Raw genomic sequence first — 13,319 nt, 5'->3', positions numbered from 1 at the left:
CCAGGCCCTGGACGCGCTGCGCCGCCAGGGCTGGGCACCGGACTACCTCACCGTGCGGCGCCGCCACGACCTGCAGCCGCCCGAAGCCGGCGGCCCGGCGGGTGCGGGCACGCTGGTGGCCCTGGGCGCGGCGCGGCTGGGCAACACGCGGCTGATCGACAACCTGGAATTCTGAAGGGCGCACCGCACCGGGCGGTGTATCGCCGCGAAGGCGAGCGGCCGGCCTCTCCTGCACCGCCGGTAGGCTCGGGACTACGCGCGCAGGTCACCACGCCGCACAGGGGCGCCCAGGGGTGGCCTTTAAGGTTGATCCATCGACCAACCACTCTTCAGGAGAACTTCCATGCCTGTCATCCTCTGGCTTCTCGGCGTCCCACTTTCCCTCGTGCTGCTGCTCATGCTCTTCGGCGTGCTCTGAGCATCAACCCCTGCAACGGGCAAGGAAGCCCGGTGGCAGAGCTTTCAAAGGCCCTTCAAGGCCGCGAGAGTTCCGCCACCGGGCTTCTGCCCATGAGCAGTGCCACCGCGTCGCGCGGCGTTCTCTGCCCGTCCAGCAAGGCCACCACCGCCTCGGTGATCGGCATGTCCACCTGCAGATGGCGCGCACGCGCCAGCACCGTCCGGGCGCTGTAGACGCCTTCGGCCACATGGCCGAGCGAATCCACCGCCTGGGCCAGCGTCAGCCCCTGCGCCAGGGCCTGGCCCACGCGCCGGTTGCGCGACAGATCGCCCGTCGCGGTCAGAACCAGGTCGCCCAGTCCGGACAAGCCCATGAAGGTATCGGGCCGCGCACCCAGCGCCAGCCCCAGCCGCGTCATCTCGGCCAGGCCGCGCGTGATGAGGGCCGCCCGGGCGTTGAGTCCCAGGTCGAGCCCGTCGCACAGTCCCGTCGCGATGGCCAGCACGTTCTTCACCGCACCGCCCACCTCGACGCCGACGATGTCGTCGTTGGCGTACACCCGCAGTGTGGGGCCATGGAACGCGTCCACCAGCAGATCGCGCACGGCGGCGTGCGGGCTGGCCGCCACCAGCGCCGTCGGCTGGCCGCGGGCCGCCTCCTGCGCAAAGCTGGGGCCGCTCAACACTCCGCTGCGCAAGCCGGGAGCAACCTGAGCGCACACCTCGTGCCCCATGAGGCCCACGGCGCTGCCGCCCGATGGGGCGGCGGCTTCGAACCCTTTACACAGCCAGGCCACCGGCACGTCCACGGCGCTCAGCACCTGGAGCATGCCGCGCAGCGCGGACATGGGCGTCGCGACCACGACCAGATCGGCGCTGGAGGCCAGCGACAACGGGTCGCCCGCGCTCAGCGCCAGGGAAGAAGGGAGTTCGATGTCCGGCAGATACCGGGCGTTCTGCCGTGCGGCCTGCATGCCGGCCACCTGCCGCGCGTCGCGCGCCCAGAGGGTCACGGCATGCACCGATGGGTGCGCTGCCGCGCTGACGGCCATGGCCGTGCCCCAGGCCCCGGCCCCCAAGACGACGATGTTCATTCGTTCGTGTGCCCGAGGTTCACGCGGAAGGCGCAACGGCCTCCCGGCGCTGCACGCTGCTTACTGCGTGATGATGGGCGACGGCGCCGCGGAGGCCACCTGGGCCTGCTGCTGCTCGTACATGGCCTGGAAGTTGATTTCGGCCAGGTGCACGGGCGGGAAGCCGGCGCGCGTGATGGTGTCGGCCACGTTGCCGCGCAGGTAGGGGTACACGATCTGCGGGCAGGCGATGCCCATGATCGGGCCCATCTGGTCTTCGGGGATGTTGCGGATCTCGAAGATGCCGGCTTGCTTGGCCTCGACCAGGAACACGGTCTTGTCCTTGATCTTGGTCTGCACGGTGGCGGTCACGGCCACTTCGAAAATGCCATCGGCCACCGGCGTGGCTTCCACGCCCAGCTGGATGTCCACGCTGGGCTGTTCCTGCTCCAACAGGATCGCGGGCGAGTTGGGCTGCTCCAGGGACAAGTCCTTCAGGTACACGCGCTGGATCTGGAACACGGGATTTTCTTCGGTAGCCATGGTGTCGGTCTTTCAGTCAGAACACTATTCGACAAAACAAAGCCCGCTGGGGAAAACGCTCCCCGCAGCGGGCACTTGGGGCTGCATTATGCAGCGCCGCAGAATCGGAAAAGCGGCAGTTCAGGCATCGGCCTGGGCACCGCCGAGCAGCGGCATCAGGCCGCCCCGGCCGTCGAGCGCGACCAGATCGTCGTGCCCGCCGACGTGCGTATCGCCGATGAAGATCTGGGGCACGGTGCGGCGCCCGGTGATTTCCATCATGTGGCTGCGGGCCACGGGGTCGAGGTCCACGCGGACTTCCTCGATCTCCTCCACGCCCTTGGACTTGAGGATCTGCTTGGCCCGAATGCAATAGGGGCAGACGGCGGTGGTGTACATCTTCACGGCTTGCATGGGAGGGCCTTCCTGCTCAAAAAATGGCTACACAACACACATTGCGGCCAACTCAGGCCTTTTCAACCGGCATGCTGGCGTCTTTCCACGCCTTCAGCCCGCCCGCCAGCGCCTGGGCATTGTCGTAGCCCAGCTTTTTGGCGATGCCCACGGCGCGCTGGGCCCGCGGGCCCTTGGCGCAAACCAGCACGATCGGCAGGGCCTTGTTCTTGACCACCTGGGGCAGCCGCTCTTCCAGCTGGTTCAGGGGAATGTTCTTGGCGCCCCCTACGTGGCCCGCGGCGAATTCGTCGGGCTCGCACACGTCGATCACCACGCCCTTCTCGCGGTTGATGAGCTGCACGGCGCGTGCCGCCGTCAGCGAGCCGCCGGTGGCATCCTTGAGCAGCGGCACCAAAAGCATGCCGCCGGAGGCCAGCGCGATAAAGAACAAATACCAGTTGTCGATGATGAATTTCACGTCAGTCCTAGGGTTGGCAAACCGCTCAATTTTAGAATGCTGGATTTTGACCCGCCTGCTCTAGGGAAACCATGCACCAACTCGTCCTGATCCGCCACGGAGAATCCACCTGGAACCTCGAGAACCGCTTCACCGGTTGGACCGACGTCGATCTGACGCCCACGGGCGTGGAACAGGCCAAGAGCGCAGGCCGCCTGCTGAAGGCGGAGGGCTACGAATTCGACCTGGCCTATACCAGCATGCTCAAGCGCGCCACGCGCACGCTGTGGCACACGCTCGACGAGATGGACCGCACCTGGCTGCCGGTGCACCACAGCTGGCGCCTGAACGAGCGCCACTACGGCGCCCTGCAGGGCCTGAACAAGGCCGACATGGCCAAGCAATACGGCGATGCGCAGGTGCTGGTGTGGCGCCGCAGCTACGACACGCCGCCGCCTGCGCTGGAAGCCGCCGACCCTCGCAGCGAGCGGGGCGACCTGCGCTACGCCAGCCTGGCCCCCGAGCAGATCCCGCTGACGGAGTGCCTGAAGGACACCGTAGAGCGCGTGCTGCCGTTCTGGAACGAATCCATGGCGCCCGCCATCCGCGCCGGCAAGCGCATCGTGGTCGCGGCGCACGGCAACTCGATCCGCGCGTTGATCAAGTACCTGGACGGCATCTCGGACGACGACATCGTCGGCGTGAACATTCCGAACGGCATCCCCCTGGTCTATGAACTCGATGCGGACCTGAAACCCCTGCGCCACTACTACCTGGGCGACGCCGAAGCCGCCGCCAAGGCCGCGGCCGCAGTGGCATCGCAGGGCAAGGCGTAAAGTCCGTGTAAAGGCGGCCCGCACAGCGCAAAAGTCGCTTCCAGCGCGGAACTGCACTGGTGGCAATCTTTCCAAGGTGTATATTGAAGCGGCAAAGGTGTTTTTAATGGGCCACAAACTGAAAATCGCAGGTTGGGTGTCGATCGGCGTCGTTGCCGGGGCACTGACCACCGTCTCCCTGCAGACGGTGGCGCGCGGCGCGATGACGCCGCTGCCGCTCGAGGAAATCCAGCAGCTGTCCGCCGTGTTCGGTCTGGTGAAGACCGATTACGTCGAGCCGGTCGATGACAAGAAGCTCATCACCGACGCGATCTCGGGCATGGTGTCCAGCCTCGATCCGCACTCCCAGTATTTCGACAAGAAGTCCTTCAAGGAATTCCGCGAAGGCACTTCCGGCCGCTTCGTGGGCGTCGGGATCGAAATCACGCAGGAAGACGGGCTCATCAAGGTCGTCTCGCCCATCGAAGGCTCGCCGGCCTTCCGTGCCGGGCTCAAGACGAACGACCTGATCACCAAGATCGACGACACCGCCGTCAAGGGCCTGGCCCTCAACGATGCGGTCAAGAGAATGCGCGGCGAGCCGAGCACCCAGGTCACGCTGACGATCTTTCGCAAGGATGAGAGCCGCACGTTCCCGGTGACGATCACGCGCGAAGAGATCAAGACGCAGTCCGTGAAGGGCAAGGTGATCGAGCCCGGTTATGGCTGGATCCGCCTGTCGCAGTTCCAGGAACGCACGGTGGACGACTTCGTTCGCAAGATCGAAGAGGTCTATCGCCAGGAGCCGAACCTCAAGGGCCTGGTGCTCGACCTGCGCAACGACCCGGGCGGCCTGCTGGACGCAGCCGTGGCCATCTCCGCCGCCTTCCTGCCCGAGAACGTCACCGTGGTGACCACCGACGGACAACTGGCGGAAAGCAAGGCCACGTTCAAGGCGGCACCGGAGTTCTACCAGCGCCGCGGCAATGGCGATCCGCTCAAGCGATTGCCCGCCGCGCTCAAGAGCGTGCCCCTGGTGGTGCTGGTCAATGAAGGCTCGGCCTCTGCCAGTGAAATCGTGGCCGGCGCCTTGCAGGACCACAAGCGCGCCACCATCATGGGCAGCCAGACGTTCGGCAAGGGGTCGGTGCAGACGGTGCGTCCTCTGGGTCCGGACACCGGCATCAAGCTGACCACCGCGCGCTACTACACCCCCAGCGGCAAGTCCATCCAGGCCAAGGGCATCGTGCCTGACGTGATGGTGGATGAAAGCGCCGAAGGCGATGTGTATGCATCGCTGCGCATGCGTGAGGCCGATCTCGAAAAGCACCTGACCAGCGGCCAGGGCGAAGAGAAGAAGGACGAAGCACGCGAGAAGGCCCGCGAGGAAGCGCGCAAGCGCCTTGAAGAAGAAGCCAAGAAACCCATCGCCGACCGCAAGATGCCGGAGTTCGGTTCGGACAAGGACTTTCAGCTGGCGCAGGCCCTCAACCAGTTGAAGGGCCAGACCGTGCTCGTCAGCAAGACGCAGACTGAACGCAAGGAAGAGAAGAAGGAAAACTAAATCCCTTCTGGATTCACCGACGGCCGGGCGCCTTTCAGGCGCCCGGCCTTTTTCATGGCCTCGCTATCGCACCCGTTTCCAGCCCCCATGACAGACGATCAGCTACTGCGCTATTCGCGCCACATCATGCTCGACGAGATCGGGATCGAGGGCCAGGAGCGCATCCTGGCCGCCCACGCGCTTGTAATCGGAGCGGGTGGGCTGGGCTCACCCGCCGCCCTGTTCCTGGCCTCTGCCGGCGTGGGACGCATCTCCCTGGTGGACGACGATGTGGTGGATCTGACCAACCTGCAGCGCCAGATCGCCCATACCACGGAGCGTGTCGGAGAGCCCAAGGTGCACTCCGCCGCTCAAGCGCTGCAGGCTTTGAATCCGGGTGTGCGGTTGGACGCCATCCAGGCCCGGGCGACAAGGAATGGCTCGATGAATGGGTGAGCCAGGCCACCGTGGTGCTCGACTGCAGCGACAACTATGCAACGCGCCATGCCGTGAACGCCGCTTGCGTGACCCACCGCAAGCCGCTGGTCACGGGCGCCGCCATCCGCTTCGACGGGCAGATCACCGTCATCGACACGCGCGATCCAGTATCGCCGTGCTACGCCTGCATCTTCCCGCCGGACACCGCATTCGAAGAAACCCAGTGCGCCACCCTGGGCGTGTTCGCGCCGATGGTCGGAATCATCGGCGCCATGCAGGCGGCGGAAGCTCTCAAGCTCATCGCGGGGTTCGGTGAATCGCTGGCGGGACGGCTTTCGATGCTCGACGGGCGTTCCATGGAATGGACTGTGATGAAAATTCCGCGCCATGGGCATTGCAGCGTATGTGGTCACGCCACACCGTAGGAAGAATCCTACCGGCTCAGCATGTTGCTACTGGCAGAATGACACATTGGTTCCCCATAAAGTGAAGCTGTGATCACATTCTCATTCTGCCTCCGTGATCCGGACTGGACCCCACAGTGAAACTGCGCACCTACATTGTTGAAGACAACGCCACCATCCGAGAAAACCTGATCGGCACGCTCGAGGAACTGGCGGAGGTGGAAGCCGTAGGCATTGCGGAGACCGAAGACGAAGGCAAAGAGTGGCTGGCCAACAATGCAGGCCAGTGGGACTTGGCCATCGTCGATCTTTTTCTGAGACAGGGAAGCGGTCTGGGGGTCTTGGCAGCGTGCCGCAATCGCACCGCAGGCCAGAAGATGGTGGTGCTCAGCAACTATGCAACGCCGGACGTTCGCATGCGCTGCGCCCAATTGGGCGTGGATGCAGTGTTCGACAAATCCAACGAGATCGACGCACTGGTCGAATACTGTGTAGAGCACAGCACGGCCCGCCAGGCCAACCCAAAATCCGCCACCGGCTGACGCTGAAGCCGGATTCAATGCCAAGCCGCGAGGGCGCGGTCATCGGACCAGGCTCAGGCTCTTTTTCCACCCATTCCATTTGAAAACGGCCACCGATTGCCCGGTGGCCGTTTTGCTTGGGTGCTGGTTCAATCGATCAGCTTGTTCTTCAGTGCGTAGTAGGTCAGGTCGCTGTTGGACGACAGCGCCATCTTTTCCATCAGGCGCGTGCGGTAGGTGCTCACGGTCTTCACGCTGAGCGACAACGACTTGGCGATGTCGCCCGCGGTTTCGCCCTTGGCCAGCTTGAGGAACACCTGGAACTCGCGCTCCGACAGTTGTTCGTGCGGCGGCGCATCGTCCTTGCGGTTGAGCTGCTGGGCCAGCAGATCGGCCACGGCAGGGGTCAGGTAGCGGCGGCCCAGCGAGATCGTGCGAATGGCTTCGACGATCTCCTTGGGGTCGCATTCCTTGTTGAGGTAGCCGCTGGCACCCTGGCGAATCAGGTTGATGGCGTAGTGCTCCTCCGGATAGCCGCTGAGGATCAGGATGCCCATGTCGGGCGCCTTCGCACGCAGCATGGCCAGCGCATCGAGGCCGCTTTGGCCGGGCATCGACAAATCCATGAGCAGCACGTCGATCTCCTGTGCACGAACCAGATCGATCGCCTCGCGCCCGTTGGACGCCTCACCCACCACCCGAAGGTCTACATGTTCTGACAAAAATTGTCGCAATCCCGAGCGGACAATCGCATGGTCATCCACAATGCCGATCTTGATCATTGAGCGTTCTTTCAAGGGGCAGCCAAGCTGCCCGTTATCGTTCTGGTAGCCAATTCACCCGTTGCGGGCGTGCCTGCAGCGGAACACCGCTGGCTGGTGACATTATCCAGAAATCACCCGCCTGTCTTTCGGAGAAACCTATGCGTTGGTCCAATTTTCGCAAGATGGCAGTCAGCTTGCCCCTGGCACTGCTGGCTGCATCGGCGCTGGTTGGCATCAACGAGGCCGGTTATGACCGCTCGCACGATGCGGTCAGCGCCCTCTCTCGCACCTATACCACCCGCGCCGCGCTCGATCGCATGATGCAGAACATGCTCGATGCAGAGACCGGTCTTCGGGGCTATCTGCTGACCGGTGATGAGCGTTATCTCGAGCCCTACGAGAAGGCCGCGTCCACCATCAACAGCAATCTGGACGAGTTGCGCGCCATCTTCGCCGCCTCTTCGGTCGAAGACCAGGAAGACTTCACGCAGCTTTCGCGGCAGATATCCCGCAAGATGTCCGAGCTCGATCTGAGCCTGCGGCTGCGGCGCCAGGACAACGACGACGCATGGAAGTTCGTGCTCTCCACCGACGTGGGCAAGGAGAACATGGATGCCATCCGTTCGCTGTCGGGCCGGCTGACCGAACGCAGCACCGAACGCACCAACCACAGCACGCAAGAGATCCTTCATTCCCTCATGCTGTCGCGCATCGGCATCGCGACCATGGCGGCCATCGGGCTGCTGGCTTTCTACATGTACCTGCGGCAGGCGAGCGCACTGCAATCGTTCAACCAGCGCGAGCAGGAAACCTTGGAGCGCGAGCGTGACCGGCTCGAACAGCTGGTACGTGAGCGCACCGCGTCCCTCACTGAGCTGGCGAACCACTTGCAGCAGGTGCGCGAGGACGAACGCGGCCATCTGGCGCGCGAACTGCATGACGAACTGGGCGCCCTGCTCACCGCGGCCAAGCTCGACGTGGCGCGCCTCAAATCCAGGGTGGATTCCCAGGCGCCTGAAATCGCCGAACGCCTCAAGCACCTGACCGACACGCTCAACAGCGGCATTGCGCTCAAGCGCCGCATCATCGAAGACCTGCGGCCCTCATCGCTGTTCAACCTGGGACTGACGGCATCGCTTGAAATCCTGGGCCGCGAGTTCGCAGAACGCAGCAATGTGGAGGTGGACCTGAATCTGGAAGCGGTGGAATTGCCCGAATCCGTTCAGCTGACCATCTACCGCATGGTCCAGGAATCGCTGACGAACATCGGCAAGTACGCCAACGCCAGCAAGGTGCTGGTCGCCGTGCACAACTACCCCACGCATGTAGCGGTACAGATCCGCGACAACGGCAGCGGTTTCGACACAGGCAAGGCCAACCCTTCCGCCCATGGCTTGATGGGCATGCGCCACCGGGTCGAAGCGGCTGGCGGTCGCTTGACCGTCACCTCCGAACCTGGCGAAGGCACCCTCGTATCCGCCGTGCTGCCGCACGTGCACTGACAGCGCGGTGGGGCCCGGCGCAGCGCCCCGCACACCCTGTTTCGGCGGGACCTGCCGCCTCCAGCCACTCTTGATTTTTCAGCAGCCTTCCCTCATGGGCGGCGTCCTACATGGGTGCGCGCCAGGGACCGGCAGCCACCCTGCACTGCGAAAACTACATTCAATTCCAGGCGCTGACCAATGCGCCCCCCACCAACCCGCCGGAACTTCTGGTGCAAGAGGAGATGGATATGTTGCATTACGCAGTGGTTTTCCTGGTGATCGCTTTGATCGCCGCACTTTTTGGCTTTGGCGGTATCGCTGCCGGCGCCGTTGGCATTGCGAAGATCCTGTTCTTCGTGTTCGTGATCATGGCCGTGGTCACCTTCGTGCTGAGCCTGCTCAAGCGCGGTTAACGCACTGAACGCACCGCGTACCGAAGCGCTCACCACTCCAAAACCCCAAGGAACCCAACCATGATCGACACCCAGAACGCCGCGAAAAAAGCCGTGGATTCCGCACACAACGCCGCAGACAGCGTGCTCGACTCCGCCAAGGACGCCGTGCAATCCACCCGCGACGCTGCCAACAACACCCTGGACAAGGCTGCACGCAAAGTGGACGAACTGCATGGTGAGGTGAACCCGCTGATCGACGATCTCGCAGCCCGTGCACAAGACCTGGCATCGCGTGGCATCTCCTACTGCGCAGACACCACGGAACGCGCCCGCCGCCAGCTCAACCAGGCGGCCGACGTCACGACGCGCTACGTGGTCGAGCAGCCCGGCAAATCGATGTTGCTGGCTGCCGCCGCGGGCGCCGCAGTGGCCACGCTGTGCCTGATGAGCCGCCGCCCCCGCCGCCACGAATATTGATTCACTGGCAACTGCTTAAAACACGGCAATAACAAAGAGCGAGCGTCCCCATGTCCCCTGTCACCACCATCAACACAGCCAGCCATCCGGCGGCCCCGTCCGAGGCCCTCGTGCTCGACGAAAAGGCGCTGCATTACGCAGCAACGCAGGATCTGGATGAAGGCGCTGTCACGCCCGCCTACGGTCCGCACCGCGATGCCATCGTGAAGCTGCTGAACGACGCGCTCGCCACCGAACTGGTGTGCGTGCTGCGCTACAAGCGGCACCATTTCACGGCGGACGGACTGGAGTCGCCCGCCATCGCGGCCGAATTCCTGGTGCATGCGAACGAGGAATCCGCCCATGCGGACAAGATCGCACAGCGCATTGTTCAACTCGGCGGCGAGCCCGACTTTTCCCCCAGTTCGCTGGAAGAGCGCAGCCACGCCGACTACGACGAATCGTCCGACCTCAAGGCCATGGTGCGAGCCAACCTGGTGGCCGAGCGCATCGCGGTGGAGGCCTACCGCCAGATGATCACTTTGATCGGCGACAAGGACCCGACGACGCGCCGGATGCTGGAAGGCATCCTGGCCGACGAAGAAGAGCATGCCGACGAACTCAAGGACTGGCTGCAACGCTGAAAGGCGACGCCGCCAACCAAGAAACAGTTCATCGACCGCGGGGGGTGCAACAGGTCGGTGGGCTGCAGAATCCCAAAGCACCCGTGTTAACAAACCAAACCAAGGAAATAACCATGAAATACGCACGTGCCCTCGCTTTTGCAGCCCTCGCTGGCGCAACCATCATCTCCGCCGGTTGCTCGGTGGCGCGCGACCAGCAGACCGTCGGCTCCTACGTGGACGATGCCGGCATCACGACCGCTGTGAAGGCCAAGATGGCTGAAGACAAGTCCGTGTCCGCCACGTCCATCAGCGTGGAAACGCTGAACGGCACCGTGCAGCTGTCGGGCTTCGCCAAGTCGCAGACCGAAAAGAACACGGCCGAATCCATCGCACGCAACACCAAGCACGTGCGTGACGTGCGCAACAGCATCGTCGTGCGTCCTTGAGGCCACGCAGGCCCCTGCGGCCTGCGGAGACCTTGCAAACACAGGCTCTTCGGAGCCTGTTTTTGTTTCGCCAACCCCTTGGGTTGCCACAGGCTTGCCGCAAGTGCAATGCAAGATTCGTCACAGGCTCTAAGCTCGCACCATGCAGGTATTCAATTGCGACCAATGCGGTCACCTCGTTTTCTTCGACAGCGTCCAATGCCTGCATTGCGGCGCCAAGCTCGCCTTCCTGCCAGACCAATTGACGATGGCCGCGCTGGTGCCAGCCGTATCGGGCCTGCGTGACGACTCGGACCTGTGGGAGCGGGTCGCGGACTCCGGCAGGGGCAGTGCCCAGCCGCTGTATCGGCTGTGCCACCACCGCACCGCGCACCGCGCCTGCAACTTCGCGCTGCAGGGCGACGACCCCCAGGCCCTGTGCGTCTCGTGCCGGCAGACGCGCATCCTCCCCGACCTGTCGGAGCCCGCCAACCTGCGGCGCTGGAAACAGATCGAACACGCCAAGCGGCAGCTTTACTACACGCTGGCCAAGCTGGGCCTGGAGCCGGCGCCCCCCGGCGAAAGCCCGGCGTTCGAATTTCTGGCCGACCAGCCGGGGTACCCCGTGATCACCGGGCATTCGAGCGGCACCATCACCCTCAACATCGCCGAAGCCGACGACGACGAACGTGCACGCCGCCGGCTGGCGCTGCACGAGCCCTACCGCACGCTGATCGGCCACCTGCGGCACGAATCCGGGCATTTCTACTGGGACCGGCTCCTGCGCGACCAGGGCAAGCTGGACCACTTCCGTGCCGTGTTCGGCGACGAGCGCCAGGACTACGGCGCGGCGCTGCAGACCTACTACGCCAGCAGTCCGCACCTGCGGGACTGGGGCGACCACCATGTGAGCGCGTACGCCACGGCCCACCCCTGGGAAGACTGGGCCGAGACCTGGGCGCACTACCTGCACATGGTGGATCTGCTGGAAACGGCGTCGAGCTACCGTACCGGGCTTCAGATCCCGAAGCCCAAGGCAGGCGCGCCGCGCCGCTTCACGATGAACGACCCGTTCGCCACGCAATCCCCGGATTTCGATGCGATGGTCAGCGAGTGGGTACCGCTCACGCTGCTGCTCAACAGCCTGAACCGCAGCCTGGGCCAGCAGGACGCCTATCCGTTCGCCCTGTCATCCGGGGCGCTCGCCAAGCTGCGCTTCGTGCATGAACTGGTGCAGTCCGCCCGCAACCGCGCACGGCCCGAGCCGCTGAAAGCACGGCAAGCCTGACGGCGCCGGCCGCGAACTCGCCTCAGGCGGACTGGGCGCGCACCTTGACGGCCAGGCGTTCGGACACTTCCGGGGAAACGAACTTGTCCACCTCGCCACCCAAGAGGGCGATCTCGCGCACGAAGGTGCTGCTGATGAACTGGAACTTGTCGCTGGGCGTGAGAAAGACGGTTTCCACCTCGGGCATGAGGCTGCGGTTCATGCCGGCCAGCTGGAACTCGTAGTCGAAATCGGTCACCGCGCGCAGGCCGCGCACCATGGCCTTGCCGCCGCGCTCGACCACGAAGTCGCGCAGCAGGCCGGAGAAGGTCTCGACCTGTACCTGCGGATAGCCGCGCACCGCTTCGCGGACCATCTCGATGCGCTCTTCCAGGCTGAACAGCGTCTTCTTGTGGTGCCCTGCCGCCACGGCCACGATGACCCGGCCAAAGAGCTGCGTGGCGCGGCGCACCACGTCTTCATGGCCCAGCGTGATGGGATCGAAGGTGCCGGGATAGATGGCGAGGACGTTCTGGGCCATGGCGTGGTCGCTCCTTTTCGGTCTGGCGGAAGGGGGCACACGCGGTTGGGCGGGCGCAGGGGCGGATTATGCAGCGGGCGGAAAGGCCGCCTCTGCGGCAGTGATGGCCGAGGGCATTCAAAGCAAAAAATGCCTCCAGCACATATTCCACTAGGGCATTACGCTACAAATTCAATAGCATCACTGTTTTTGGAGCAGATGGGCGTGCACGGCGCCGGCTTTCAGATGGCGGTGCACCGCCAGCCCCAGCTCTGCCAGCGCGGCCTCGTCCCAGGCCTGCGGCGCTTCCAGATAGATGAACCCCTGGGCCGCCACCGCCTGGGCCGCCGCGGCGATCGCAGGCTCGAACAGAGCACCATCGAACGGCGGGTCCAGAAACACCAAATGCAGGCTGCCTGGCGCGCAGTGCCGCAGCGCAGCCACGCCGTCGCCCCGCTGAACCCGAACCGCCATGGCCTGCAGGCGCTGCTGCAGCGTGTGCAGTTGCTCGACCAGCGCCGGATCGTTCTCGACCAGCTGCACGGCCGTGGCGCCGCGCGAGGCGGCCTCGAACCCCAGGGCGCCCGTGCCCGCGAAGGCGTCGAGGCAGCGCCAGCCGGTCAGGTCCTGACCCAGCCAGTTGAAGAGCGTCTCGCGCACCCGGTCGGGCGTGGGACGCAGGCCGGGGCGTTGCGCCACGGGCAGGCGCGTGCGCTTCCACTGCCCGCCGATGATGCGGACCTCGCCCGCGCCTTTCACCGCGGGCGCCTTGGCCGCGGGCTTCTTCGCGGCGGCCCCCGACCTGGCCGGCGCT

At 64.6% G+C, this 13,319-nt stretch carries 17 protein-coding genes and 1 pseudogene; 11 read left to right on the top strand and 7 right to left on the bottom strand.

Annotated elements, in window-relative coordinates; genetic code table 11:
* Positions 1–175 (top strand): pantoate--beta-alanine ligase (locus tag AC27IO_RS13730; protein ID WP_498739228.1); only part of this gene is annotated, 175 nt, incomplete at its 5' end.
* 298 nt (positions 176–473) lie between these two features.
* On the opposite strand, the gene AC27IO_RS13725 is transcribed toward AC27IO_RS13730, so the two are convergent.
* The 4 genes from AC27IO_RS13725 to AC27IO_RS13710 form a co-directional block, all read right to left on the bottom strand.
* Positions 474–1,493: an NAD(P)H-dependent glycerol-3-phosphate dehydrogenase gene (locus AC27IO_RS13725; RefSeq protein WP_498739227.1), complete on the bottom strand. Its 1,020-nt coding sequence runs from the start codon at positions 1,491–1,493 to the stop codon at positions 474–476.
* A 60-nt stretch (positions 1,494–1,553) separates the two neighbouring features.
* Positions 1,554–2,015 (bottom strand): protein-export chaperone SecB, encoded by a 462-nt coding sequence (secB, locus tag AC27IO_RS13720; RefSeq protein WP_092741496.1) that lies wholly within the window; start codon positions 2,013–2,015, stop codon positions 1,554–1,556.
* A gap of 120 nt (positions 2,016–2,135) precedes the next feature.
* On the bottom strand, positions 2,136–2,408 hold the full coding sequence (gene grxC, locus AC27IO_RS13715) for a glutaredoxin 3 (protein ID WP_272565005.1): 273 nt from the start codon (positions 2,406–2,408) through the stop codon (positions 2,136–2,138).
* A gap of 52 nt (positions 2,409–2,460) precedes the next feature.
* Positions 2,461–2,868, bottom strand: a complete 408-nt coding sequence (locus AC27IO_RS13710; protein WP_092741500.1) for a rhodanese-like domain-containing protein — start codon at positions 2,866–2,868, stop codon at positions 2,461–2,463.
* Positions 2,869–2,939: 71 nt separating this feature from the next.
* On the opposite strand from AC27IO_RS13710, the gene gpmA reads away from it, so the two are divergent.
* From gpmA to AC27IO_RS13690, 4 genes and pseudogenes are all read left to right on the top strand, one after another.
* Positions 2,940–3,683 (top strand): 2,3-diphosphoglycerate-dependent phosphoglycerate mutase, encoded by a 744-nt coding sequence (gene gpmA, locus AC27IO_RS13705; RefSeq protein ID WP_284393411.1) that lies wholly within the window; start codon positions 2,940–2,942, stop codon positions 3,681–3,683.
* Between the two features lie 106 nt (positions 3,684–3,789).
* On the top strand, positions 3,790–5,226 hold the full coding sequence (locus tag AC27IO_RS13700; protein WP_284427224.1) for a S41 family peptidase: 1,437 nt from the start codon (positions 3,790–3,792) through the stop codon (positions 5,224–5,226).
* A gap of 87 nt (positions 5,227–5,313) precedes the next feature.
* Positions 5,314–6,068 (top strand): annotated as a pseudogene (locus tag AC27IO_RS13695) (HesA/MoeB/ThiF family protein).
* A gap of 116 nt (positions 6,069–6,184) precedes the next feature.
* Positions 6,185–6,589, top strand: coding sequence for a response regulator (locus AC27IO_RS13690; protein ID WP_272565009.1), 405 nt, complete (start codon positions 6,185–6,187; stop codon positions 6,587–6,589).
* Between the two features lie 128 nt (positions 6,590–6,717).
* Here the strand turns inward: AC27IO_RS13690 and AC27IO_RS13685 are convergent, their stop codons facing one another.
* Positions 6,718–7,350 (bottom strand): response regulator, encoded by a 633-nt coding sequence (locus tag AC27IO_RS13685; protein WP_092741509.1) that lies wholly within the window; start codon positions 7,348–7,350, stop codon positions 6,718–6,720.
* Positions 7,351–7,490: 140 nt separating this feature from the next.
* On the opposite strand from AC27IO_RS13685, the gene AC27IO_RS13680 reads away from it, so the two are divergent.
* The 6 genes from AC27IO_RS13680 (at position 7,491) to AC27IO_RS13655 (ending at position 12,006) form a co-directional block, all read left to right on the top strand.
* Positions 7,491–8,834, top strand: coding sequence for a sensor histidine kinase (locus AC27IO_RS13680; protein WP_284429348.1), 1,344 nt, complete (start codon positions 7,491–7,493; stop codon positions 8,832–8,834).
* Between the two features lie 230 nt (positions 8,835–9,064).
* Entirely contained in the window at positions 9,065–9,229 is a 165-nt protein-coding gene (locus AC27IO_RS13675) for a DUF1328 domain-containing protein (RefSeq protein ID WP_011796896.1), read from the top strand.
* Between the two features lie 60 nt (positions 9,230–9,289).
* Positions 9,290–9,688 carry a hypothetical protein gene (locus AC27IO_RS13670; protein ID WP_272565011.1) on the top strand — a complete coding sequence of 133 codons (399 nt, stop codon included), beginning with the start codon at positions 9,290–9,292 and terminating at the stop codon, positions 9,686–9,688.
* Positions 9,689–9,738: 50 nt separating this feature from the next.
* Entirely contained in the window at positions 9,739–10,311 is a 573-nt protein-coding gene (locus AC27IO_RS13665) for a ferritin-like domain-containing protein (protein ID WP_284429349.1), read from the top strand.
* Positions 10,312–10,424: 113 nt separating this feature from the next.
* Positions 10,425–10,739 carry a BON domain-containing protein gene (locus tag AC27IO_RS13660; protein ID WP_092741513.1) on the top strand — a complete coding sequence of 105 codons (315 nt, stop codon included), beginning with the start codon at positions 10,425–10,427 and terminating at the stop codon, positions 10,737–10,739.
* A gap of 142 nt (positions 10,740–10,881) precedes the next feature.
* Positions 10,882–12,006, top strand: a complete 1,125-nt coding sequence (locus tag AC27IO_RS13655; protein ID WP_487089399.1) for a zinc-binding metallopeptidase family protein — start codon at positions 10,882–10,884, stop codon at positions 12,004–12,006.
* A 22-nt stretch (positions 12,007–12,028) separates the two neighbouring features.
* On the opposite strand, the gene coaD is transcribed toward AC27IO_RS13655, so the two are convergent.
* Positions 12,029–12,526, bottom strand: a complete 498-nt coding sequence (gene coaD / locus AC27IO_RS13650; RefSeq protein ID WP_284429351.1) for a pantetheine-phosphate adenylyltransferase — start codon at positions 12,524–12,526, stop codon at positions 12,029–12,031.
* A 180-nt stretch (positions 12,527–12,706) separates the two neighbouring features.
* The coding region (rsmD, locus tag AC27IO_RS13645) for a 16S rRNA (guanine(966)-N(2))-methyltransferase RsmD (protein WP_498739226.1) at positions 12,707–13,319 on the bottom strand (613 nt) is incomplete at its 5' end.

This window comes from Acidovorax sp. KNOB132, from assembly GCF_057541515.1.
The sequence above is the reverse complement of the archived record's forward strand: the minus strand, read 5'-3'. Positions and strand labels throughout refer to the sequence as shown.